Origin of the sequence: Streptomyces inhibens, from assembly GCF_022221585.1 — a bacterium.
GTDB lineage: Bacteria > Actinomycetota > Actinomycetes > Streptomycetales > Streptomycetaceae > Streptomyces > Streptomyces inhibens.
The window spans coordinates 8,412,522-8,436,669 of the sequence record NZ_CP084681.1; the positions used below are offsets into that span (position 1 = coordinate 8,412,522).

The following is a 24,148-nucleotide window of genomic DNA, read 5'->3' on the forward strand; positions in this document are numbered from 1 at the left end:
GTTTTTCCGTTGCGGCCACGCCATTCGGACAATCGTGTGGCGAGGCGCGGACGCCGGGCGGGTGCTGAAGGGCCGTCAGGCCGGCGGTGCGACGATGGGGGCATGCGAACAGTGGGCAGTGCGGTGCGGAGGGCGGCGGTGGCCGCGGCGGGGCTGGTGTTACTGGCGGGCTGTGGCGGCGGCGCGGGCGGCCGGGACGGCGGCGGTAAGGACGACGGTGCGGGAAAGGGGGAGCGCCCCGGCGGCCCGGCCCGCGGGGCGTCGGCCACCACCCACCTCAAGAACATCCCCGAGGTCGGCACCGCCCTGCGGTCGCGGATCCCCGCCGATTCCCGTCAGGTCGTGGCGGTGTACGGGCGGGGTGCGGACTCCGCCGATGCCACGGTCGTCCTCTACGAAAAGGGCGCCAAGGGCTGGGACCGCAAGGGGAGTTGGGCTGCCCATAACGGCCGGCGCGGCTGGACGGTGAACCACCGCGAGGGGGACAAGCGCAGCCCCGTCGGTGTGTTCACGCTGACCGACGCGGGCGGTGTGCTCGCCGACCCCGGCGCCAAACTGCCCTATACGCACTCCTCGGCGTTCACCCCGCCGTCGTACTGGTCCAAGAACACCCGCCATGACTTCGACTATGTCGTCGCGATCAACTACAACCGCGTCAAGGGGACCTCGCCGCTGGATCCGAGCCGCCCGGAGGGGCAGTCCAAGGGTGGCGGGATCTGGCTGCACATGGACCACGGCAGTGGGACCTCCGCCTGTGTCAGCGTCTCGAAGGCCGGGATGCAGGCGTTGCTGCGCGCCCTCGATCCGGCGCGGCACCCCGTGGTGGTCATGGGGGACAAGGCGCATCTCGCGGCCTGAGCGCACGAGGTGGAACAAGGCAGGGCGAAGGCGGTTGTCGCGGTCATCCCGGTCCGAAAGGGGAGGGGTCGCGCGATCCGTCTTGGACCAAGCTCCAAGATTTCCCTGGAAGTTACATCGGGCTCTTTCGTGGTGAACAACAAGCGGCAATAGTGACGGACCGCGGAAGTCCATTTCCGCATTACAGAAACCGTCCATGTAGGAGTGCCCGTGCCGCACGCCACCGGAACCCTCACCCGCCGCGCAGGCCGTCTTTTGCGCACCAGTCTGTTCGTACAGGTACTCATCGCCCTGGCCCTCGGTGTCCTCGTCGGACGGCTGTGGCCGCAGGCGGGATCGTCGCTCCAGCCGCTCGGTGACGGCTTTGTCCGTCTGATCAAGGCGATGATCGCCCCGCTGGTCTTCTGTGTCGTCGTCGCCGGCATCACCAAGGCGGGCGACCTCAAGGCCTTCGGCCGCATCGGGGTCAAGGCCCTGATCTGGTTCGAGGTGGCCACCAGCCTCGCGCTCGTCATCGGCCTGCTGGCCGCCAACGTCTTCGCGCCCGGGGCCGGAATGCATGTCGACCCGGCGTCCCTGGACAAGGGTGCGGTGGAGGCCAAGACGGGCGGCGGACAGCTGCCCTCCACCGCCCAGTTCATCCTGGAGTCGCTGCCGAACAGCGCGGTCGGTGCGTTCGCCGAGAACTCGCTGCTCCAGGTCCTGGTGCTGGCCTGCCTGGTGGGCGCGGCGCTGCTGCACCTCGGGCAGCAGAAGGTGCCACAGCTGCTGCCGCTGATCGAGCAGGCCCAGGACGTCGTGTTCACCATCGTCGGCTACATCATGAAGCTCGCCCCGCTCGCGGTCTTCGGCGCCACCGCCCACCTCGTGGGGGAGTACGGACTGGGCGCGATGTCGACGTACGGCAAGCTGATCGCCGTCTGTTACGGCGTCGCGCTGGTCTTCCTCGTCCTGCTCGGATGCGCCCTCAAGGTCGTCACCGGGCTGAGCCTGTGGAAGTTCGTCCGCTACACCCGCGAGGAGCTGCTGCTGGCGCTCGGCACGGGCTCCAGCGAGACCGTGATGCCGCGGATGATGCAGAAGCTGCGGGCCGCGGGCTGCCGGGACGACGCGGTGGGCCTCGTACTGCCGACCGGCTACTCCTTCAATCTCGACGGCGCCTCGATCTATCTCTCCATCGGCACGCTCTTCATCGCCCAGGCCATCGGCGTCGATCTCTCGCTCGGCCAGCAGATCACCGTCGTGCTGGTGCTGATGCTGACCAGCAAGGGCATGGCGGGGGTGCCGGGTTCGGCGTTCCTCGCGCTGTCCGCGACCGCCTCCGCGCTGGGCGTCATCCCGGCCACCGCGGTCGCCCTGCTGCTCGGCGTCGACCGGATCATGGACTCGATGCGGGTGGCGACCAATCTGCTCGGCAACTGTGTCGCGGTCTTCGCGGTGTCCCGCTGGGAGGGTGCGCTGGACCGGGTGACGGCGAAGAAGGTCATGAACGGTGAGCGGCCGGCCACCCCGGCCCACGAGGCGGAACCGGCCCCGGAGCAGCCGCTGGAGGCCGCCTCCGAGCCGGGCACCGTACCCGCCACGAGCGGCGAGAAATGACGTGCCGGGCCCGGCGGCGCGCGGCCGCCCGCCGGGCCCCGGAGCGTTCCTGTTCCCTGGTCCCTCTACTCCTGCGGCTTTGGTGAATCCATCCCCGGGCGGGCCTTCTTCCACAGCCCCCGGGTGAAGTCGGGAATCTCCTGCGGGGCGCCGTTCGCCTTGATCGAGCGGTCGCTCAGCGGCACCGGCGCGGTCCAGGTCGCCGCGTCATAGACGTCGAAGTCCGGTACGAGGCCCAGCCGGATGCACTGGATCAGCCGGAAGACCAGCATGTAGTCCATGCCGCCGTGCCCGCCGGGCGGATTGGCGTGCTCCTTCCAGAGCCAGTGGTCCCACTCCGCGTACTTGCTGAAGTCGCCCCACTCGTCGTTGTTCTGGTCCGGCTCCAGATAGATCCGCTCGGGGTAGTCCTCGAAGAGCCCCTTGGTGCCGCCGAGGCTGTTGATGCGGCTGTAGGGGTGCGGAGTGGAGACATCGTGCTCCAGCCGGATCACCCGCCCCTTGGCAGTCTGGACGAGGCTGATCGTCCGGTCGCTCTCGATGTACGACTCCTTCCAGCTGGGGTCGTTCGCCGGCATGTGCTCCTTGCGGTACGCGGCGAGGCCCAGCGCGGGGGTGCCGACACTGGAGATGCGTACGGCGCGGTCGCCGCGGTTGATGTCCATGTAGTTGGCGACCGGGCCGAATCCGTGGTTGGGGTACAGATCGCCGCGCAGCCGGGTGTGCCACAGGCGGCGCCACGGGCCCTCGTAGTACTTGGGGTCGAACATCAGGCCGCGCAGATCGTGGATGTACGCACCGGCGCCGTGCAGCAGATCACCGAACAGGCCGGCATGCGCCATCCGCAGGACCCGCATCTCGTTCTTGCCGTAACAGCAGTTCTCCAGCTGCATACAGTGTCTGCGGGTCCGCTCCGAGAGGTCGACCAGCTCCCACAGTTGGTCCAGGCGGAGCGCGAGGGGGCACTCGACGCCCACATGCTTGCCGTTGAGCATCGCCGTCCTGGCCATCTCGAAGTGCCAGTCCCAGGGCGTGGCCGCGTAGACGAAGTCGATGTCGCCGCGCTTGCAGAGGTTCTCGAAGTCATGGTCGCCGTTGGTGTAGACGGCGGGCGCGGGCTGCCCCGCGTTGGTGACCTTCTTGGCAGCCTTGGCGGTCTTCTCCTTCACCGGGTCGCACAGTGCGACGACGCGTACGCCCGGCACCGCGAGAAAGAGGTCGATCATGCTGCCGCCGCGGTTGCCGAGGCCGATGATGCCCACGCGTACGGTGCTGCGCTGCTCGAACGGCACCCCGATCATGGTCTTGCCCTTGGCCTCGGGCGTCGTGGCGGCGGCCGGCGCGGGACCGGCCGCCTCGGGCGCGGCCGCCGCGGCCTGCCCGGCCGTGAGCCCGCCGAGCCCCAGCCCGGCGCCCGCCGCACCGGCGGTCCACAGGACCGAACGGCGGCTAGGGCCGGCCTCGTTGTGGTCGTGGTTCTGCGGTTGTGCCTCGTTCATCGATCCTCCATGGGAGCGGTGGTGCGCCGGGGCAGGTGTGAACCTCGGTCAGGACCCTGTCGGCCGGGGGCCGGAGGCACAAGAGGGCCGATTGGACTCTTGAGGCGACACGCTTGGACTCTTCGCCGCAATACCGGGCCGCTTGCTGCAAGACCGGACGAGTCCCCGACAGCATCTTTCGCAACTCACTGAAAAGCCTTGCAGAAGGCCTTGACGTGTCCACGAGACAAACGGCAGGCTCCGATATCGGAATCCCCCCATGGCGGCCTGGCGCGTGGCTGCTCTCGTGGGCGCGGTGTGCTTTGCCGTGCCCGATGACGAAGGAGCCGCAAGATGCAGCAACGTTCCCGTGTGCTGGGCGGGGCGCTGGCCGGAGTGCTGGCCGCGGCCGGCCTCGCCACCGTCGCGCCCTGGTCCTCGCAGGCCGCCCCACCCGGCGAAAAGACCGTCACGGCCACGCTGTTCGAGTGGAAGTACGCGGATGTCGCCAAGGCCTGCACCGATCAGCTGGGCCCGGCCGGCTACGGCTTTGTCGAGGTCTCGCCCGCCTCCGAGCACATCCAGGGCGACCAGTGGTGGACCTCGTACCAGCCCGTCAGCTACAAGATCGCCGGACGGTTGGGCGACCGGACCGCGTTCGCCTCGATGGTCAGCGCCTGCCACGGCGCCGGCGTCAAGGTCATCGCCGACGCCGTCATCAACCACATGGCGGCCGGCTCGGGGACCGGTACCGGCGGCACGCAGTACACCAAGTACAACTACCCCGGCTTCTACCAGGACCAGGACTTCCACGGCTGTCGCAAGAACATCTCCAACTACGGCGACCGCAACGACGTCCAGAACTGCGAACTGGTCGGGCTCGCCGACCTCGACACCGGCAGCGACTATGTCCGCACCACCATCGCCAAGTACCTGGACGATCTGCGGTCGTTGGGCGTGGACGGCTTCCGGATCGATGCCGCCAAGCACATCTCCGCGACCGACATCTCCGCCATCAAGGGCAAGATGAGCGACCCCGGTTACTGGGTGCAGGAGGTCATCCACGGCTCCGGCGAGGCGGTCCAGCCCGACGAGTACACCGGCATCGGCGATGTCGATGAATTCCGCTACGGCGGCCACCTCAAGAGCGCCTTCCAGGGCGGCAACATCGCCCAGCTCAAGTCCGTCGCGGACGGCAAGCTCGGCAGCGACAAGGCCCGTACCTTCGTCGACAACTGGGACACCGAGCGCAACGGCTCGACGCTCACCTACAAGGACGGCGCGGCCTACACCCTCGCCAATGTCTTCATGCTCGCCTCGCCCTACGGCTCACCGAACGTGTACTCCGGCTACGAGTGGTCCGACAAGGACGCGGGTCCGCCCAGCGGCAGTGGCGGCTGGACGAATGAGCACGCCAAGCGGGAGATCACCGGGATGGTCGGCTTCCGTAATGCGGTGGGCTCCGCCGAACTGACCGACTGGTGGGACAACGGGGGGAGCGCGCTTGCCTTCGGGCGGGGGAAGGCCGGCTTTGTCGCCCTCAACAATGGTGACGGTGAGCTGAGTCGGACGTTCGCGACGTCGCTGCCCGGCGGGACGTACTGCAATGTGGTCAAGGCCGCTCCGGACGACTGCGGCGGCAACACGGTCACGGTCGGAGATGACGGCAAGGTGCGGCTGACCGTGCCCGCCAAGAGCGCGGTGGCGTTGCATATCGCGCGCTGACACGCGCCTGTCCTCGAACTCCCCCAGCTACCGCTGGGAGGTGCCCCCGGACGGGCGGCTTGGGTTTGCGGGCCGGGTAGCACGCTCCAACGCCAGGAGGGCCGAGCGATAGCCTCGGCCCTCCGTCGCATGATCCATGCCGACCTCGCACATCCGGTTCGCCGACAGATGGGCGTCGAAGTGCCGCGCGGTCACCTCCGCCGCCTCCTTCGCGGTGGCCGACTCCGTCAGCTCCCTGTGCAGCATTCCGCGGTCGCCGGCGAAGGCGCAGCAGCCCACGTCGTCCGGCACCACCACCTCCCGCGCACACGCCTCGGCCACCCGGCGCAGCTGCGCCTCGTCCCCCAAGTGCTGCATGGAGCAGGTGGGATGGAGCACCGCGGAGCCGAGGGTGCGCAGGATCTCCAGATGGGGCAGCAGTTCCTCGGCGGCCCAGACGAGGGAGTCGACGACGGTCAGCTCGCCGTGCAGCGCGCGATTGTCCGGCGTCAGATACGGCACGACCTGATGGGCGAGGCCCAGGGTGCAGGAGGAGGCGTCCACCACCAGCGGCAGCTGTCCGCCGGCCGTCCATCCCCAGGCCGCCTCGACGATGCGGTTGGCCATCACCGCGGCGCCTCGTTCATAGCCCTTGGAGTGCCAGATCGTGGCGCAGCAGGTCCCGGCCACGTCCGACGGGATCCACACCGGCCGGCCGGCCCGCCGTGAGACCGCCACCACCGCCTGGGGCAGTGAAGGTCCGCGATACCCGTCGGGCTCGCCGAAGATCCGGTTCACACACGCCGGGTAGTACACGGCGGCCGCGCCCACCTTCCGGGTCGCCGGCAGCGTTCGGGCCGCCGCGCCGGGAAGCCGCGGCAGCCACTCGGGCACCAGATCAGGGCGTACGGCCCTGCGGGCGGCGCCGGTCAGCGACGCCGCCAGCCGGTCGCCGATCCGGTCAGCGGCGGCCACCGCCAGCCGTGCCGACCTCTCGACCACCTTGAACTGCCGGGCGGACCGCTCGGCGAGCCACTCCTCACGCGGTGAGTGGCGCCGGTGCCGGAAGTCCCGCATCAGCGCGCCGGTGTCGATCCCCACCGGGCAGGCCAGTTTGCAGGTCGAGTCGCCGGCGCAGGTGTCCACCGCGTCATAGCCGTACGAGTCCAGCAGCTCGGTGGTAACGGGGGAGCCGGGCGGCTGGCGCAGCATTTCGCGGCGCAGCACGATCCGTTGGCGGGGTGTGGTGGTCAGGTCCCCGCTGGGGCAGGTCGGTTCGCAGAAGCCGCATTCGATGCACGGATCGGCGAGGGCCTCGACCTCGGGGATGGTCTTGAGTCCGCGCAGATGCGCCTGCGGGTCGCGGTCGAGCAGGATCCGCGGGGCCAGGATGCCGTGCGGATCGACGGTCTCCTTGATCCGCCACATCAACTCCGTTGCCCGTGGCCCCCATTCGAGCTCCAGGAACGGCGCGATGTTCCGCCCGGTGGCGTGCTCCGCCTTCAGCGAGCCGTCGAAGCGCTGCACGGTCAGCCGGCAGAACTCCGCCATGAACGCGGCGTAGCGCTCGACATCGGCCGGCTTCGCCGCGTCGAAGGCGAGCAGGAAGTGCAGATTGCCGTGCGCGGCGTGCCCGGCGACCGCCGCGTCGAAGCCGTGCCGGGACTGCAGCTCCAGCAGGGCCGTACAGGCGTCCGCGAGCCGGTCCGGCGGCACCGCGAAGTCCTCGGTGATCAGCGTCGTACCGGACGGGCGGGAGCCACCGACCGCCGTCACAAACGCCTTGCGGGCCTTCCAGTAGCCGCCGATGGCCTGCGCGTCCCGGGTGAAGACATTGGTGACGGACGCGACCGGCGCGACCAGATCCAGCTCCGTCAGCACCTGCGCGGCGGCCCGTTCGTACGCCTGCCGGCCGGCCTCGTCGGGCGCCCGGAACTCCACCAGCAGTGCGGCGGTCTCCTTGGGCAGCATCGCCCAGTCGGCGGGCACCCCGGCCACGCTCACCGACGCGCGCAGCGTATTGCCGTCCATCAGCTCCACGGCCCGTGCGCCCGCCGCGTTGAACCGCGGTACGGCGGCGGCCGCGGCGCTCAGCGCCGGGAAGAAGAGCAGCGCGCTGGAGGTGTACCGGTCCAGCGGCAGGGTGTCGAAGACGGTTTCGGCGATGAAGCCGAGGGTGCCCTCGGAGCCGACCATCAGCCCGCGCAGGATCTGCACCGGTGTCGCGCCGTCGAGGAAGGCGTCCAGGCGGTAGCCGTTGGTGTTCTTGATCTCGTACTTGGCGCGGATCCTGGCCACCAGCTCCGGATCCGCCTCGATCTCCGTCTTGAGCGCGAGCAGTCCCGCGCACAGTGCCGGTTCTGCGCGCGCCAGCTCCTCGTCGGCGTCCGGCTCCGCGGTGTCCACGATGGTGCCGGACGGCAGGACGACGGTGAGCGAGGCCAGCGTCCGGTAGGAGTTACGGGTGGTGCCGGCCGTCATCCCGGAGGCGTTGTTGGCGACCACACCGCCCAGCGTGCAGGCGATCGCGCTGGCCGGATCGGGCCCGAGCAGCCGGCCGTGGCGGGCCAGCGTGGCGTTGGCGCGGAGTACGGTGGTGCCCGGCCGGATCCGGGCGCGGGCGCCGTCGCCCAGCACCTCGATCCCGGCCCAGTGCCGGCGTACGTCGACGAGGATGTCCTCGCCCTGCGCCTGGCCGTTGAGGGAGGTCCCGGCGGCCCGGAAGACGACCTTGCGGCCCTTGCCATGGGCGTAGGAGAAGACCGCGGAGATGTCGTCGATGTCCTCGGCCACCACCACGACCTGCGGCACGAAGCGGTACGGGCTGGCGTCGGAGGCGTAGCGGACCAGGTCGGAGATCTTGTGCAGCACCTTGTCCGGGCCGAGCAGCGCGATGAGGTCGCCGCGCAGCGGCTCGGGGGTGCCCGATGCCCGCCGGTCGGCCACCCGGTCGTGCGCGGGGTTACCGGTGGCGGTGCGCCGCAGGGTCTGGGGATCCGGCTCCAGCAGGGGCATGGCGCACTCCTCCGGTTGACTCCACGTCAGATCGGTTCAGTGATGCTTACCCGGCCCGTCGACCAAGGTGGACAGCAGACCGCCGAGCACCTCACGTTGTTCGGCCGTGAGTGGGGCCAGGATCTCCTCTGCCGCGGCCCGCCGTGCGCTGCGCAACGCGCGGAGTGTGGAACGGCCGGTGTCGGTCAGCTCGATCCGTACCACCCGCCGGTTGGCCGGATCGGGCACCCGGCGCACCGCGCCATGCGCCTCCAGCGCGTCCACCAGCGTGGTCACCGCCCGCGGTACGACCTCCAGCCGCTCGGCGAGGTCGGCCATCCGCGGCGGGGTGTCGCGACAGTGGTCGACGATCCGCAGCAGCCGGGACTGCGCCGGGGTGAAGGCGATGTCCAGGTGCTCCAGGTGGTGCTTCTGGGCGCGGTGCATCCGCCGGGTCAGCCGTACCAGCTGCTCGGCGACGTTGGCGGTGCTGACCGTCGGCTCGGGGGAGGGCATACCGCGAGGATAGCGGATATCAGGACCTGGTTCATTGTGAGCTTAGGTAACAATGAGCTAAGCTCCACGATGCTTGCCCCCGCCTGTCCATGCCTGATGTCCGCACACCCTCGAAGGAGCCCATGCGCAGCGACGAACCCCAGTGGACCCCACCGCCCAAGGACCCGGAAGCGCCGGTCCAACTGCGGCGGATCCTCGCCCTCTTCCGCCCCTACCGCGCCCGGCTGGCCCTTGTCGGTCTGCTCGTCGGCGCCTCCTCGCTGGTCTCGGTGGCCTCACCGTTCCTCCTCCGCGAGATCCTGGACGTCGCCATCCCCGGCCGGCGCACCGGACTGCTGACCCTGCTCGCCCTCGGCATGATCGCCACCGCCGTCACCACCAGCGTCTTCGGCGTGCTCCAGACCCTGCTGTCCACCACCGTCGGCCAGCGCGTCATGCACGATCTGCGCACCGCCGTCTACGCCAAGCTCCAGCGGATGCCGCTGGCCTTCTTCACCCGCACCCGCACCGGCGAGGTCCAGTCCCGGATCGCCAACGACATCGGCGGCATGCAGGCGACGGTCACCTCCACCGCCACCTCCCTGGTCTCCAACCTGACCTCCGTCATCGCCACCGTCTGCGCCATGCTCGCGCTCGACTGGCGGCTGACCGTCGTCTCGCTGCTGCTGCTCCCGCTGTTCGTCTGGATCAGCCGCCGGGTCGGCAACGAACGCAAGAAGATCACCACCCAGCGGCAGAAGCAGATGGCCGCGATGTCCACGATGGTCACCGAGTCGCTCTCGGTCAGCGGCATTCTGCTCGGCCGCACGATGGGCCGCGCCGACTCCCTCACCAAGAGCTTCGCCGACGAGTCCGAGCGCCTGGTCGACCTGGAGGTCCGCGCCAACATGGCCGGCCGCTGGCGGATGGCCACCATCGGCATCGTCATGGCCGCCATGCCCGCACTGATCTACTGGGCGGCCGGCCTGGTCCTCCAGATGGGCGGCCCGGTCTTCTCCATCGGCACCCTCGTCGCCTTCGTCTCGCTCCAGCAGGGCCTGCTGCGGCCCACCGTCTCGCTGCTGTCCACCGGCGTACAGATGCAGACCTCGCTCGCGCTCTTCCAGCGCATCTTCGAGTACCTCGATCTGCCGGTCGCCATCACCGAGCCCGCCGAACCGGTGCGGCTCACCGACCCCCGCGGCGAGATCCGCTTCGAGAACGTCCGGTTCTGCTACGACCCCGAGGCCCGCCCCACCCTCGACGGCATCGACCTGACCGTCCCGGCCGGCGGCAGCCTCGCCGTCGTCGGACCGACCGGCAGCGGCAAGAGCACCCTGAGCTATCTCGTCCCACGGCTCTACGACGTGACCGAGGGCCGGGTCACCCTCGACGGCACGGACGTCCGCGACCTCGACTTCGACACCCTGGCGCGCTCGGTCGGCGTGGTCTCCCAGGAGACCTACCTCTTCCATGCCTCGGTCGCCGACAACCTCCGCTTCGCCAAGCCGGACGCCACCGACGACGAGATCGAACGCGCCGCCAAGGCCGCCCAGATCCACGACCACATCGCCGCCCTGCCCGACGGCTACGACACCCTCGTCGGCGAGCGCGGCTACCGCTTCTCCGGCGGCGAGAAACAGCGCCTCGCCATCGCCCGCACCATCCTGCGCGACCCGCCCGTCCTCGTCCTCGACGAGGCGACCAGCGCCCTGGACACCCGCACCGAACACGCCGTACAGCAGGCCATCGACGCGCTGTCCGAGGGCCGCACCACCCTCACCATCGCGCACCGCCTCTCCACGGTCCGCGACGCCGACCAGATCGTGGTCCTGGATGCCGGACGGATCGCCGAGCGCGGCACCCATGACGAGCTGCTCGCCGCCGACGGACGCTATGCGGCGCTCGTGCGGCGTGACGCACACCTCACCCCGGCCGACGATCAGGTGATGACCCGGTAAGTGACCCACGGGTAAGGTCGAGAGTGCGGCGGCCAGTTCACTGGTCGGGGCGGCCGCCGCACCCACTCCTCGGCCGCCCGGCGTGCCGCGCCGGCTCCGGATTCCTGGTGGCCGCCACGTCCGCGGTTCCGCCGGTCGCCGTGGCCCGGCAAAGGCCCCGCCCGTGCGCCACGGGGGCAACGCACGAACGGGGCCGGTCTCAAAGCGCCCAGGATTGAGCCGGGTCGTCCAGCCACACCCTTTCGCCCTCGGCGGTCACGGTCAGACCGAACCGGGTCTGGTCCGGCTTTCCGCGGTGGACCCACCAGCGGAAGGCAGCTTCCACGTGGTCCCAGAGTCGGCGGGGGCCGCCCTGCCACACCCGGGCCGTCTTCCCGTCGCGGAACATCACACACGCCCACGAGTGGTCACTCAGGCTGTAGAACCAGACCGGCCGCGCGCCGTCGCTCTTCTCCGCCACGACGTACGAACACCGGGGGACCCGGACGCCCATGGCGAACCGCTCCGGGCCGAATTGCTCCCCGACGAACTCCGCTTCGGTGATCGTCGTGGACGACTCGTCGCCGTCGGCCACGCTCCCCGTGACGTACGCGGAGTGAGCCCGGGGGGCAAACCGCTGGGACCGGAGCTTCATGAACTCCACGGGGCCGGTGAACCTGCCGGACGCGCTCTCACCGTCCGGCGCCACCACCAGGCGGGCCACCGCGTCGGCATGGCTGTAGTTCGTCCCCCACGGGGCCACGATGACCCCGCCGGGCCGGCACTGCTCCACCCACGCGAACGGAATGGAGCGGAGGCCGCACGTAGCGATGACCCGGTCGTACGGCGCCCCTTGTGGGTAGCCCTGGAACCCGTCGCCGTGGACGATGTGAAGGGGGATTCCCAGCCGCTCCACCGTCGCCATGGCGGCCGTGGCCACCGCCCGGTCCACCTCCATCGTGGTCACGCTCCCCGGCCCCGCACGGTGGGCCATGAGCAGCGCGTTCCAGGTTGTGGCGGTGCCGATCTCCAACGCCTTGTGGCCGGGCCGGAGGTCCAGGTCCTGGAGCATCCGGAACACCACGGAGGGCATGGACGCGGAGCTGGTCGGCACATGACCCGGTTCGGTGCCGGAGTGCTTCCCGTCGTCCCATTGCGTCACGATCGGTACGTCGGAGTCCGCGTACTCGTGCCACTTGGCGGGGTCGTCCGCTTTGGAAACGGCCACGCTCCGGCCGACCGCCATATCGAACGGCCACATGAGGTCCGGCAGGACGGCGGAACGAGGAACAGCCGCGTATGAGGGGACCCAGTCGGAGGAGAGGGCCCCGGAAGCCATGAGGGCACGCCCCGGCCCGTCAAGGCCGGGGCGCTCCTTGTATGCGTCGGTGGTCACTGGTCAGGCAGCCTTGGGCGGGTTCGGCCGACCCGGGCCACCGTCAGGGGACGGAGGCTGATGTGGGCCGGGGTACGGCTCCCCCGGGAGCTTGTCGCCGCCGTCGTTCGAAAGGACCGTGATCACTGTTCCTCCAGGTGCTCTCACTGATGGTTGACCCGGCCGGCTGCCGCTGTCCGTGAGACAGCCGGCCGGGGTCCTACCCGCCCCCCTGCCGGGATCACTCGGCACGCGGGGGACGCCGGAACGGACATCCGGCAAGGGGGCGGAATCCAGGGGCTAGCCGGTCGCCGGCTTGCCGCGGATGCGCTCCCGCATCCGTTCCGACAGGTCTGCCTTTGCCACGGGCTCCCCGTCATGCTGCGGGTGACGCCGGAGCAACACCCGGCAGTCAACCGCTTTGGTCAGGTCGCCGGCCCTCTCGGCCGCCTCCAGATCACGTTCCAGCTCAGCGCACGCCGTGCAGCTCACGCCATACCCCTGAGACGGGCCCGCTGAAGCTTCGCCAGGGCCTGAAGCTGTCGTCCCTCGCGTGCCGTGCCGGGCCTCAGGCGCCCATACGCCACGCCCCAGATAAGGCCCGTGGGCCGCTCCAGGTCCACCATCAGGCCCTTCACGTCTCGCACCACGGCCACCATGTCGGCATCCCGGTCAAAGACGACGGTCCCCAGCGTGATCTCTTTGGGTGAGGTGAAGTACGCGGGTTGCGTCTCCGTCGTGGTCATGCCTGAAACTCCCTTCCGTGCGGATGGCCCGCGCTCACTCCCAGCTCCACCACGTCGCCGGTGGACGCCGGAGCACGGTGCTCAGTCATCCGAACCCCTCACCGTGCGTGGCTAGTTGGTGACAAGAATGGGGCAGGATTCGGTACTGTGAGGAGAGATTCAACGCCCAACCTGGGCGTTGGTCAGTCCGGCATATACGCATGCCGTTGACCGGCGTAAACGACGCCGCGACCGCACGTGACCAGGTCAATGGTCAGGGGGAGTTATGGACCTTACCGGGGGCGCAACAGGGGGCGCACAGGGCGCAGACGACCCACGCAAGCAGTTCGCGGAAGAGTGCCGGAGCGGCCGGGAGCTGCACCCGCAAGGGCCCCTGAGTCAGACCCAACTGGCGAAGATGACCCGCAGGTCAAAGAGCGCCATCAGTCGTGTGGAGACGTGCGCGGGGCCGATCCCTGCGGACCTTCCGCCCTTGTTGGACGAAGTCTTTTCGACGGACGGCCTGTTCAAGCGGCTGTACGAGGAGATCACCGCCCAATCGTTCCCGGTGCACTCCCGCCGACGGATCGAGATGGAGCCGCGCGCCATCAGCATTTCGGCATGGTCGCCCACGGTGGTGCCGGGTCTCCTTCAAACGGTGTCGTACGCACGCGCGTTGCTCCGTGAGGGTGACCCCCGGGCCAGCGATGAGGAAGTGGCCACTTTGGTGCGGGCACGAATGGCGAGACAGGAAGTGCTGAAGGGCACTTCCCCGCCAGATTTCTCCGTGGTCATCTGTGAGTCAGTGCTACGCCGGAACGTCGGAGGCCCGGACGTGATGCGGGAACAGCTCTCGGCGTTGCTCACCCACGGCGCTCAACGGACCACCGTCCTACAGGTGATGCCGTTGTCTGCGGAGACTCACGGACTCATGGACGGCTCAATGTCGATTCTGACTACCGCGGACGAGCCGCCCGTGATCTATACGGAGGGCGTCAGGTCAGGGACGATCATCGAAGATCCCTCCACGGTGCGTCTCCTCGCACGGTCTTACGATGTACTCACTGCTTCAGCCCTCTCGCGTGACGCGTCCGCCCACATGATCCGAAAGCTCTTGGAGGCATCGTGACCCCCTTTAATCATCCCTGGGTCAAGTCCAGCTACAGCAGCCAAGACGGTGGCGACTGCCTGGAGTGGTCCCCGGCGCATGCATGCGCCCACGGCGCCGTTCCCGTTCGGGACAGCAAGGACCCCGAAGGGCCGGCCCTGATGTTCGAGCCGGCCGCGTGGTCGGCGTTCGTCACCGGTGTACAGGCAGGCGAATTCCCCGTCTGAGCACGTGCGTCGGAGCGCAAAAGGCCCCCTCCCGGATTCCCAGGAGGGGGCCGCCACGCGTCAGGCCCAGGGCCCGCGGTGATCAGAGCGCGGTGAGGTCGATGGCGGCGGCCATCGCGCGATAGCCCTCGTCGGTGGGGTGCTTGTGGTCGCCGCTGTCGTAGGCGGGCAGGAGCGCGTCCGGGTCGGACGGGTCGGCCAGTGCCGCGGCGAAGTCGGCGACCGCGTCGAATGCGCCCGAGGTCCGTATCCAGGCGTTCACCTCCTGGCGCTTCGCCTCGGCGGCCGGGGTGTGGTACTCCGACCCCTTGAACGGCATGATCGTCGCACCGGTGATCCGTACCCCCGCGTCGTGCGCCATGCCGATCAACTGCCGGTATCCGGCGATGAGTTCACCGGCGGAGCGATCCGGGTTCGGCTTGTACGTCGGCAGGTCGATCTCGCTGAAGCCGATGTCGTTGAGGCCCACCAGGACGACCACGGAGCGGGCGCCCGGCTGGTCGAGCACATCGCGCCGGAAGCGGTCAACGGCCCGGTCGCCGAACCACGCCGAGTCGCTGAGCAGCAGATTTCCGCCGATGCCCTGGTTGAGTACGGGGCGCGGGGTGCCCTCGGCGGCCAGTCGCTCGGCCAGTGCGTCCGGATAGCGCTGGTTGCCGTCGATGGTCGAGGCGAATCCGTCGGTGAGGGAGTCGCCGAAGGTCAGCACGGTGTCGTGCCGGGCCGGGCCGCCGTCCGCCAGCTCGACGGCGGCGAGGTAGTACCAGGACACCGTCGTCTCGCCGAACACGGCGGGGTCCGCTGGCGCGAGCTGATCACCCGCGGCGCGGTAGGTGGTGGCGTAGGCCTGGGCGTGGAAGGACGCGGGGCCGGTCGGCCGTGCGAAGTGCAGCGAGACCGTCAGGGAGTCGAACGGTGCCACGCTCAGCTCGGTGGCGTCGCTGTGGATCTCGCCGCCCGCCGGGATCCGGACGGACGTGGCACCGTCGAAGGTGAGCGGGCGGACCGTGCCGCCCCGCACGGCCGCGCTCTTGTCCGTACGGGCGAGGGTGGCGCCCGCCACCTCCAACGGGGCGGTCCCGTACCGGTTGGAGAGCTTGATCCGGGCCGAGGTGCCGGAGCCGGTGACCCTGACGACCTGGCGCACGGTCTGGTCCTCGAAGCCTTCCAGCGCCCAGTTCTTGTGGAAGCCCTCGCTGGGGCGCTGCACGGACGCAGTCCAACCGGCGTTCCAGGTGAGGGAGTTGCTGTTCATGATGGCGCTGCCTCTCGGTCATTTGCGGGGTGGTGCATCCGCGCGGTGCTGATGGCGGAGAGTCTGCTTGCGGGCGCGAGGGCTACCCAGACCTCTGGGCTTCGTACGCATCGGATGCCTACCCATGCCAGGGTTACCTTCGCCGCCCGCCACCCCTACGCGGGCGACAGCCGACAGCCGACAGCCGACAGCCGATGGCCGTAGCGGTACGTCCGGTTCGCATGCAGCAGACACTTCTCCAGCGGCGGGGCGCCCCACGAGTCGTTGCCGCCCGGCCCGCGAGCGCGGTGCCGGTGGCGAGGAACGCCCGGCGGCTCACACGGCGTGCGTTCGGTCGACAGCTCCGAACGTAAGGCAACAGGAAGCAGCAGGATCGAACACCGCACGCGCCCAATACAAGCCCGCCGCACGCCACTTCACCCCATCGCGCACCACCGCAACCGGTCCGCCGCGGAGTCTTCGCCGGTACGGTGGACGTCCGCCACGGGCCTGGCGCCCGTCCCTTCGGATTGCGAGATGTCCGATGAATCAGCCCGCAGCCCATACCTATCTGGCCGCGGCGGTGGTGGTGCACGCCGGCCGCGTGCTGATCGTGCGCCGTAGCTACCGCGAGCGCTTTCTGCCCGGCGCGTGGGGCGTGCCGTGCGGAAAGCTGGACCGTGGGGAGTCCGCCGAGAGCGGCGTCCTGCGGGAGCTGAAGGAGGAGACCGGTCTCCTCGGCACCATCGTCGCGCACACCGGATCGACCGGATTCCTGAGCGACTATCAGGGCCGACGCGTCCACAACCACCAGGAGAACTTCATCGTCAGACCGCTGACGCTGGATGTCGTGCTGCCCAGCCCGGACCAGGCGCACCGCTGGGCACGGCCGGCCGAACTGGCCGAGGCCGGCGTGGATGCCTACAACCTGGAGGTGATCCGCCAGGCGCTCGGCGGGCGGCTGGACGCGGTCGGCCTGCGCGCCATGACGGCCCGCTACGGACACTTCGCGCCGGCTCCGTTCAGTAGCCCAAAGAGCCTGCCAGACCGTCGAGTTCGGCAAGATAGACGGCCGGCGACAGTGGAGTCTTGGGCGGTGGATCCGCACGCTCGGCGCCACCGCTCCTGAAGGCCCCCGCACCGCCGCCGTATCCGCTGTCCCCGCCGTATCCGTTGTCCCCGGCAGGACCGCTGTTCTCGACAGGGGCGCTGTCCCTGACACGGCCGCTGTCCCTGACAAGGCTGCCGCTTCTGACATAGACATCGGTCACCGACCGCTGCGGGGCGGTCTCCAGGAACAGCGTCACCGTCGGCTCCTCACTCACCACGCGGTGCAGCGCACGGGCGTCCAGGCCGTAGCTCCGCCCGGCCCCGTACCGCTCCGTACGCACCAGCCGCAGCCGCGCGTCCCCGACCCGCCGCAGCCGCCAGGTCCCGCCGGGGCCGTCGATCGTCTCCCGGTAGGCGACCGCGGGCACCCCGTCCGCGGCCGGTTCGTAGCACTCCATCCGGACGCGGCCGCGGACCACGGCCGAGGCGATGACGCACCGGTGATTGTGGATGTCCTCGGGGGCCGCGCCGGTCCCGCCGTGCCAGAAATGGACCCGCAGCATGAACCGGGGCGCGCCGGGCAGCAGCAACAGCTTGTCGAAGCCCAGCACATGGCGGTACGAGAGCCGGGTGCACTCCAGGAGGTCCAGGTCGCCGGCGGATAATCGGCGCACGAGCGGGCCGAGGGTGCCGGGGTGCGCCAGGTGGGCGATCACGGCACGCGCCGACTCGGGCGACGGCGGCCGCGGTCCGCCGCCCAGCCGCTCGGCCAGCAGCCGACGGGCTTCCTCGACCTGCATGTCTGCCTCCCCTTCACCGACGCCCCCGACCACCACCGGGCCACGACCGTCCGAATCCGGCCGGCCTCACGGCCGGTAGACCATCAGCGCATGCCGGCGCAGCACCGACAGACCCTGATACGCCATCCACACCGGGTGGCCCATGGGCCCGTCGTCCCACCGCCACACCCCGGCCTGCTGCATCCCGCGCACCCGCGCCACGGCAGCGGTCAGCTGTGCCTCCCACGCCGGCAGCCCCACCCCTTGCGCCGCGACCTGCCGCGCCCCGTCCGTCATCAGCGCCCGGGCCACCCACGCGGCCGTGAAATGCCGTACCGACAGCAGCTCCTGATGCAGTGGGTCCTCCTGGCCCGGCCGCCGTACCTCCTCCTGGCAGTTGTCCAGATCGGACGCGCGGCCCGACAGCGGCGAGGCACTTGCCAGCAGCCAGCGCAGCCCCTCCTCGCGCACCGCGCGCTGCCGCTCGTCCTCGCCCAGGACCTGTGCGGCCCGGTCCAGCGCCACCACAGCCCGCGCGGTGTGCACCGCGGACGGCGCCGGATTGCCCCGTCCGGTGGCCAGCGCAGCGCCCCAGCAGCGGTGATTGCCGCGCACCGGGTCGGCCGTGGCGCCGTTGACCAGCACCTCGCGCAGCCCGCCCAGCGCCGTGGAGCCGGGCGCCGCCCGCAGCATCCCGCGCAGCACATTCGTCACCACATACGTGTTCGCCAGCCCCGGTGCGTCATGGTCCGGGTCCAACAGCGCCTCGCACGAGCGTATTTCGGCATCCAGCAGCCGGGGGTCGGCGCCCGCCCGCGCCAGCGCACCCAGCACGATCGCGGTCACTTCGGGGCGCGCCCCGCTGCCCTGCGAGCGGGCGGCCCATCCGCCGCCGGGAAGCCGCAGCCGCCACAGCGTCTCGGCCACCTCGCCGGCCCGTATTCGACCGTCGTACGGCGCGATGTCGAGCAGAAGATGCAGCCCGTACGCCGTTCCGAACGCGGTCGGATGCACCGGCGGATCGCTCTCCGCGAGGGAGTGCGGCCAGCCGGTGAGCGGCCCGCGCCCGGGGATCTCGATCACCGAGAGGCCGCGTCGCAGCGCCTCGTACGTGCCGTCCACCAGCTCGGGCAGCGACCCGGCGGGCGACGGTGCGGGGCCGGACGACGGCACGCGCGCCGTGGCCGTGGCCGCCGCGCGGGCATGCAGCAGAGCCGCCGACAGCCACACCACGGCGCCGACCCCGGCACCGGCCGTCGCCGCCACGCAGTAACGCGCCGCCTCGCCCGCCAGATTCTGCGGCAGGATCCCCAGCAGCGTTTGGAACACCGCGAACGCGGCGGCCGGTGCGCCCAGCCGCCCCAGCCAGGTCAGCAGCCGGGAGGGCGCGGAGGCCGAAGAAGCGGAGGACGGCGCACCGGGACCCGGCGCGGACGAGCGGCCGGCCGGGCCGGAACGCTGCGCGGGTAAGTCCTGCCGCAGCATCATCTGCTCCCTCCCCCCGGGCGCGCGCCCCCGCACCGCGTGTGCGAGAACCATCCCGATCAGTGTAGGAATCCCCACTGACAACGGGGTCGCACACCTGTTGCAGCCCTCGCCCGGCCACGGCCGCCCGGCCGAGCCCGCCGGTCGGCCGCCCCCCCCGGGGTCAGCCCGCCTCCCGCGACCCCGCGAGCAGAATCACCTCCAGCGTCCGCGGACCGTGCACCCCCTCCACCCGGTCGAGTTCGATATCGCTGGTCGCGGACGGACCGGAGATCCAGGTCAGCGGCCGCTCCGGCGCCAGCCGTGGCAGCGCCTCCGGCACCGAGCCGACGACCTGGTCCGGGACGCGGACGACACAGATGTGGTGGTCGGGCACCAACGTGATCCGGCGTCTGCCCTGGTCGGGGCCGGCGTCCAGGACAAGGGTGCCGGTCTCCGCGATGGCCACCGCACAGCCCGTCAGCACACTGTCCACGGCGTCGAGTTCATACGGCGTACTCGACGCATGGTCCTCGACGAGGGTGACATCGGAGCCGGCCGCCGACGAGGGGTCCCGCCACGCCGGATCCAGCCACGCCGGATCCAGCCACGCCGGATCCAGCCCCGGCGGCACCACCACCGTCCGTGCGCCGCGCTCCACCAGCAGCCGGTGGATCAGCCCCGGCAGCCCCTCGGCGTCACTGCGATGCACGATCGCCCGGTAGTCCGCGAGATTCTCCGCCAGCAGATCGACGCTCTGCGCCGTCGTACGGGATCCGTGCACCCGGTGGTAGTCGCGCGGCACCGGCGGATCGCTCGGCCCCTCACCCCGCGGCACATCCGTAAGCGCCCGGCGCACCCGCGCCAACACCACGTCCCGGCTGCTCACTTGACGTCTCCTCGCTGCTCGGACGACGTACCGCGGGTGCGCTGCCACCAGTCGCGGAAGGACTCGGCCGGCACCGCCGGCAGATCGCGGGTCTGCGACCAGGCGCGGCCCGGCCCGGGCAGGCGCCGGGGATGCAGTCGGCGGCTGCGGGCCGCCAGCCGCATACCGCCGCGCAGCGCCCCCGGGTGGTCGAACGCCCAGGCCGCCGCGCGCATCGCCGCCCGCTCCGCGGCATGCCCCTTGGCCGGTTTGAGGACCGTACGCGCCCCGCCCCGGGTGACCGGCCCGCCCTCCACCACCCGCTCCCGCAGATGCACCAGCACCTCCGGGATGTCGATGGCGACCGGGCACACCTCGTAGCAGGCTCCGCACAGTGATGAGGCGTACGGCAGGGAAGCCTCCAACGGTCCTGCCATACCGCGAAGTTGGGGAGTGAGGATGGCGCCGATCGGCCCGGGGTAGGGCGAGCCGTAGGCATGCCCGCCGGCCCGCTCGTACACCGGGCAGACGTTCAGACATGCCGAGCAGCGGATACAGCGCAGCGCCTGCCGCCCGACGGTGTCGGCCAGGGTGTCGGTCCGCCCGTTGTCGAGCAGCACGAGATGGAAGGTCTGCGGCCCGTCGCCGTCCGTCGTCCCCGTCCAGGTGGAGGTGTACGGATTCATCCGCTCGGCCGTCGACGAACGGGGCAGCAGCTGGAGGAAGATCTCCAGATCCTGCCAGGTCGGCACCACCTTTTCGATGCCCACAACGGAGATCAGCGTCTCGGGCAGGGTCAGACACATCCGGCCGTTGCCCTCGGACTCGACCACGACCAGCGTGCCGGACTCGGCCACCATGAAGTTGGCACCGGAGATCCCGACCTTCGCGGACAGGAACTTCTCCCGCAGATGCAGCCGCGCCGCCTCTGCCAGCTCGGCGGGGGAGTCGGAGAGCCCTGCGGGCGCCGGACGGCCCCAGGAGGCCATCTCACGGCGGAAGATGTCGCGGATCTCGGAGCGGTTGCGGTGGATCGCGGGCACCAGGATGTGCGACGGCAGATCGTCGCCGAGCTGCACGATCAGCTCGGCCAGATCCGTCTCGTACGCGCGGATACCGGCCTCGGCCAGCGCCTCGTTCAGCCCGATCTCCTGCGTCGCCATCGACTTGACCTTGACGACCTCGCGCTCGCCGGTCTCCCGCACCAGCCGGGTGACGATCCGGTTGGCCTCGTCGGCGTCCGCCGCCCAGTGGACCTGTCCGCCCGCGGCGGTGACCGCCGCCTCCAACTGCTCCAGATAGTGGTCGAGATGGCGCAGCGTACGGTCCTTCACCGCGGCGCCCGCGGCCCGCAGTTGCGCCCAGTCGTCCAATTCGGCGACGGCCTTGGCCCGTTTGTCGCGGATGGTGTGGGTGGCGTGGGTGAGGTTGGCGCGCAGCTGTGTGTCGCGGGTGGAGGCGGCCGCGGCGCGGGGGAACGCGGGCATGCCCAGATAGGTGCCGCTCACCGCACACTCCCTTCCGTACTGGCCAGGATCTCGGCGATATGGACCGGGCGGACCGTCGAGCCCTGCCGGGTGAGGGTGCCGCCGATGTGCAGCAGACAGGAGTTGTCGACGGTACAGACCGCCTCGGCCCCGGTCCCGAGCACATTGCGGACCTTGTCGGCGCCCATCGCGGCCGAGACCGCCGGGTTCTTCACCGCGAAGGTGCCGCCGAAACCGCAGCACTCCTCGGCGCCCGGCAGCTCCCGCAGCTCCAGTCCCTTGACGTGTGCGAGGAGCCGCCGCGGGCGGTCGCCCAGCCCCAGCATCCGCAGTCCATGACAGGTGGGGTGATAGGTGACGGTATGCGGGTAATAGGCGCCCACATCGGTCACCTTCAGCACATCGACCAGGAATTCGGTGAGTTCATAGGTCTTGGGCACGGCGCTCGCCGCGGCATCGGTCAGCTCCCGGCCACGCCCCTCGGCCGCCGCCTTCGCCCCGATCCGCGGGTAGTTGTCGCGCACCATCGCCGCGCAGGAACCGGACGGAGTGACCACGTACTCGTAATCGCGGAAGGCACGGTCGAAGCGGCGCACCAGCGGCTCGGTCGCATGCCGGTAACCGGTGTTGAACTGCGGCTGACCGCAGCAGCTCTGCTCGGCGGGGAAGTCGACCTCCACCCCCAGCCGCTCCAGCAGCTCCACCACCGCCTGCCCCGTCCGCGGATGGAGCAGGTCGTTGATGCAGGTGACGAACAGTGCTACACGCACGTTGCCATCTCCTTTCGGCCGCCACGGCCTCTGGGGCCTGTCCGGCGGATCATGGCCGGGTCCGCGACGCCTGGCACGGCACCTCGCCGCGTTGCCGGAGCGCCCTCATAGCTCCGCTGTGAGGGCGCTCCGGCGCCTTGCGATGCACCGCACCGGCCGCCGCGGCCTGTCCGACCCTGATCCGCCGGACAGGCCCTAGCGGCCACCCGCTTCAGCGGTACATGATCACCTGTCGGCTCATCCTGCCCCAGCAGCAGGCCCAGGAGAAGAACCCGGAGCGGAGGACCATGTCGAGTGCCGAACGCATAGTCGAGGACCGGGCGCCCGGGGGCGCCGTCCGGCCGTCGCGGCTGCGGCAGCTGGCCGCCGCCTCCGTCGGCAACGCCGTCGAGTGGTACGACTGGTACGCGTACTCCTTCCTCGCGGTCTACTTCGCCGAGCAGGTCTTCCCCAAGAGCGCCGGCAACTCCCTGGTGCCGTTGCTCTCCTCCTTCGCCGTCTTCGCGGTCGGCTTCTTCATGCGGCCGGTCGGCGGACTGCTGATGGGCGCGGTCGCCGACCGGCGCGGCCGGCGCACCGCACTGACCCTCACCATCTTGCTGATGGGCGGCGGCAGTCTGCTGGTCGCGCTCACCCCCACCTACGCGACCACCGGAGTACTGGCCCCCGTCGTCCTGGTCGTCGCCCGCCTCGTGCAGGGCCTGTCGGTGGGCGGCGAGTTCGCCGCGTCCACGACCTTCCTCGTCGAATCGGCGGGACCCGGCAGGCGTGGACTGTTCTCCAGCTTCCAGTACGTGTCCACGAGCATCGGCCAGCTGCTGGCATCCGGGACCGCGGCGCTGCTCGCCACGCTGCTCACCGAGCGGCAGATGGGGCAGTGGGGCTGGCGGGTGGCGTTCCTCATCGGTGCCCTGCTGAGCCTGCTGGGACTGTGGATCCGGCGCGGTGCACAGGAGACCCTTCCCCAAGCTCTCAACCCCGTTCGAGCAGGGGAGACCCCCATCGAGCAGCGGGCGGCCGAGCGCCCCGGTCTCTTCGAGGCGCTGCGCCGCCACCCCCGTCAGTCCCTGCTGATCTGCGGTATCACCGTGGGCGGCACCATCGCGTACTACACCTGGACGACCTACCTGCCCACCTACGCCCAGGTCAACGCGGGCTTCGACAAGGGCGAAGCGCTGACCGTCGGCACCCTCTCGCTCATCTTCTTCGCCCTGCTCCAGCCGCTCGGCGGAATGCTCTCGGACCGCATCGGCCGCAAACCGCTGCTGCTCGGCTTCTCGCTGGGCTTCGCCGTCCTGGCGGTGCCACTGCTGCACCTGGTCACCGATGCGTTCTTCTCGCTGCTGCTGGTGCAGTGCGCGGGCATGGTGCTGCTGACCGGATACACCGCGATCGCCGCGGCCGTGAACGCCGAGGTGTTCCCCGCGCGGGTCCGCGCCTCCGGCATCGGCTTCCCGTACTCCCTCACCGTCGCCCTCTTCGGCGGCACCGCCCCCTACGTCGGCACCTGGTTCAAAGAGGCCGGCCATGCCGACCTCTTCCCCTGGTACGTGGCCGCGCTGTGCCTCGTCTCGTTCGTCGTCTATCTGACGCTTCCGGAGACCTCCCGGCAGAAGCTGGAGAAGTAACCCGCCGGGCCGCTACCACCGGAGACCCAAGACCGGGAAGGCGCCGCTCCTCCAGGGACAGGGAGGAGCGGCGCCAAGTGCTGCGAAATCCGTCAGACGAGCCAACCCAGGAAGTGGAAGACGCCGGCGAGGATGTTGGTGAGGATGTCCATCTTGCTGTCTCTCCTTGAGCAACTGATGCGATGTGGGACCAACTCTCCGGCCCAGCAAGGGATGTCGACCGGAGGCGCGGTAGCGGTCTGCAGCCCGCCGGTTGCGCCGTGTAATCATCACCTGAGGCGATGAGTCAAGGAACCCCGATCGGGCTCGATCATGCTTTCTGGCGAACATTCGATCCCGTGTTCCTTTGTTCGCACGGAGACGCC

19 protein-coding genes are annotated in these 24,148 nt (G+C 70.3%); 8 read left to right on the top strand and 11 right to left on the bottom strand.

Annotated features, from left to right (window positions below):
- Nucleotides 1–102 precede the first annotated feature (102 nt).
- Entirely contained in the window at nt 103–858 is a 756-nt protein-coding gene (locus KI385_RS37680) for a L,D-transpeptidase family protein (RefSeq protein WP_238576514.1), read from the top strand.
- A gap of 210 nt (nt 859–1,068) precedes the next feature.
- Nucleotides 1,069–2,457: a cation:dicarboxylate symporter family transporter gene (locus KI385_RS37685; RefSeq protein WP_238576515.1), complete on the top strand. Its 1,389-nt coding sequence runs from the start codon at nt 1,069–1,071 to the stop codon at nt 2,455–2,457.
- 65 nt (nt 2,458–2,522) lie between these two features.
- On the opposite strand, the gene KI385_RS37690 is transcribed toward KI385_RS37685, so the two are convergent.
- Nucleotides 2,523–3,956, bottom strand: coding sequence for a Gfo/Idh/MocA family protein (locus KI385_RS37690; RefSeq protein ID WP_238576516.1), 1,434 nt, complete (start codon nt 3,954–3,956; stop codon nt 2,523–2,525).
- Between the two features lie 333 nt (nt 3,957–4,289).
- On the opposite strand from KI385_RS37690, the gene KI385_RS37695 reads away from it, so the two are divergent.
- A complete protein-coding gene (locus KI385_RS37695) occupies nt 4,290–5,660 on the top strand; it encodes an alpha-amylase (RefSeq protein ID WP_238576517.1) in 1,371 nt (456 codons plus the stop codon).
- 27 nt (nt 5,661–5,687) lie between these two features.
- On the opposite strand, the gene KI385_RS37700 is transcribed toward KI385_RS37695, so the two are convergent.
- Both KI385_RS37700 and KI385_RS37705 read right to left on the bottom strand, forming a co-directional pair.
- Complete coding sequence (locus tag KI385_RS37700) at nt 5,688–8,654, bottom strand: FAD-binding and (Fe-S)-binding domain-containing protein (RefSeq protein WP_238576518.1); 2,967 nt, start codon at nt 8,652–8,654, stop codon at nt 5,688–5,690.
- Between the two features lie 36 nt (nt 8,655–8,690).
- Nucleotides 8,691–9,149, bottom strand: coding sequence for a MarR family winged helix-turn-helix transcriptional regulator (locus KI385_RS37705; RefSeq protein WP_128510566.1), 459 nt, complete (start codon nt 9,147–9,149; stop codon nt 8,691–8,693).
- A 122-nt stretch (nt 9,150–9,271) separates the two neighbouring features.
- Here KI385_RS37705 and KI385_RS37710 point away from each other — a divergent pair, with 122 nt between their 5' ends.
- Nucleotides 9,272–11,089: an ABC transporter ATP-binding protein gene (locus KI385_RS37710; RefSeq protein ID WP_238576519.1), complete on the top strand. Its 1,818-nt coding sequence runs from the start codon at nt 9,272–9,274 to the stop codon at nt 11,087–11,089.
- Nucleotides 11,090–11,288: 199 nt separating this feature from the next.
- Here KI385_RS37710 and KI385_RS37715 read toward each other — a convergent pair whose 3' ends face one another.
- Together KI385_RS37715 and KI385_RS37720 are read right to left on the bottom strand one after the other, a co-directional pair.
- Nucleotides 11,289–12,464 carry a methyltransferase domain-containing protein gene (locus tag KI385_RS37715; protein ID WP_238576520.1) on the bottom strand — a complete coding sequence of 392 codons (1,176 nt, stop codon included), beginning with the start codon at nt 12,462–12,464 and terminating at the stop codon, nt 11,289–11,291.
- A gap of 467 nt (nt 12,465–12,931) precedes the next feature.
- The gene (locus KI385_RS37720) at nt 12,932–13,189 is read right to left on the bottom strand and encodes a hypothetical protein (protein WP_238576521.1); all 258 of its coding nucleotides are present in this window, start codon (nt 13,187–13,189) and stop codon (nt 12,932–12,934) included.
- A 472-nt stretch (nt 13,190–13,661) separates the two neighbouring features.
- Between KI385_RS37720 and KI385_RS37725 the strand changes: the two genes are divergently transcribed.
- Complete coding sequence (locus tag KI385_RS37725; RefSeq protein WP_238576522.1) at nt 13,662–14,297, top strand: DUF5753 domain-containing protein; 636 nt, start codon at nt 13,662–13,664, stop codon at nt 14,295–14,297.
- On the top strand, nt 14,294–14,503 hold the full coding sequence (locus KI385_RS37730) for a DUF397 domain-containing protein (RefSeq protein ID WP_238576523.1): 210 nt from the start codon (nt 14,294–14,296) through the stop codon (nt 14,501–14,503). The genes KI385_RS37725 and KI385_RS37730 overlap by 4 nt, the downstream gene beginning before the upstream one ends.
- A gap of 82 nt (nt 14,504–14,585) precedes the next feature.
- On the opposite strand, the gene KI385_RS37735 is transcribed toward KI385_RS37730, so the two are convergent.
- A complete protein-coding gene (locus KI385_RS37735) occupies nt 14,586–15,758 on the bottom strand; it encodes an SGNH/GDSL hydrolase family protein (RefSeq protein ID WP_238576524.1) in 1,173 nt (390 codons plus the stop codon).
- Nucleotides 15,759–16,281: 523 nt separating this feature from the next.
- On the opposite strand from KI385_RS37735, the gene KI385_RS37740 reads away from it, so the two are divergent.
- Nucleotides 16,282–16,866, top strand: coding sequence for an NUDIX domain-containing protein (locus tag KI385_RS37740; protein ID WP_342593495.1), 585 nt, complete (start codon nt 16,282–16,284; stop codon nt 16,864–16,866).
- Here KI385_RS37740 and KI385_RS37745 read toward each other — a convergent pair.
- The 5 genes from KI385_RS37745 to KI385_RS37765 all read right to left on the bottom strand — a co-directional run bounded on the left by KI385_RS37745 (nt 16,760) and on the right by KI385_RS37765 (nt 22,155).
- Nucleotides 16,760–17,587, bottom strand: a complete 828-nt coding sequence (locus KI385_RS37745) for a hypothetical protein (RefSeq protein WP_238576525.1) — start codon at nt 17,585–17,587, stop codon at nt 16,760–16,762. The genes KI385_RS37740 and KI385_RS37745 overlap by 107 nt on opposite strands.
- Nucleotides 17,588–17,653: 66 nt before the next feature.
- Nucleotides 17,654–19,105 (bottom strand): hypothetical protein, encoded by a 1,452-nt coding sequence (locus tag KI385_RS37750; protein ID WP_238576526.1) that lies wholly within the window; start codon nt 19,103–19,105, stop codon nt 17,654–17,656.
- A 109-nt stretch (nt 19,106–19,214) separates the two neighbouring features.
- Nucleotides 19,215–19,919 (bottom strand): LutC/YkgG family protein, encoded by a 705-nt coding sequence (locus tag KI385_RS37755; protein ID WP_238576527.1) that lies wholly within the window; start codon nt 19,917–19,919, stop codon nt 19,215–19,217.
- Nucleotides 19,916–21,406 carry a lactate utilization protein B gene (locus KI385_RS37760; protein ID WP_238576528.1) on the bottom strand — a complete coding sequence of 497 codons (1,491 nt, stop codon included), beginning with the start codon at nt 21,404–21,406 and terminating at the stop codon, nt 19,916–19,918. The genes KI385_RS37755 and KI385_RS37760 overlap by 4 nt, the downstream gene beginning before the upstream one ends.
- The gene (locus KI385_RS37765) at nt 21,403–22,155 is read right to left on the bottom strand and encodes a (Fe-S)-binding protein (RefSeq protein WP_128510553.1); all 753 of its coding nucleotides are present in this window, start codon (nt 22,153–22,155) and stop codon (nt 21,403–21,405) included. The genes KI385_RS37760 and KI385_RS37765 overlap by 4 nt, the downstream gene beginning before the upstream one ends.
- Nucleotides 22,156–22,442: 287 nt before the next feature.
- Between KI385_RS37765 and KI385_RS37770 the strand changes: the two genes are divergently transcribed.
- Nucleotides 22,443–23,783 carry an MFS transporter gene (locus KI385_RS37770; protein WP_238578017.1) on the top strand — a complete coding sequence of 447 codons (1,341 nt, stop codon included), beginning with the start codon at nt 22,443–22,445 and terminating at the stop codon, nt 23,781–23,783.
- Nucleotides 23,784–24,148 lie beyond the last annotated feature (365 nt).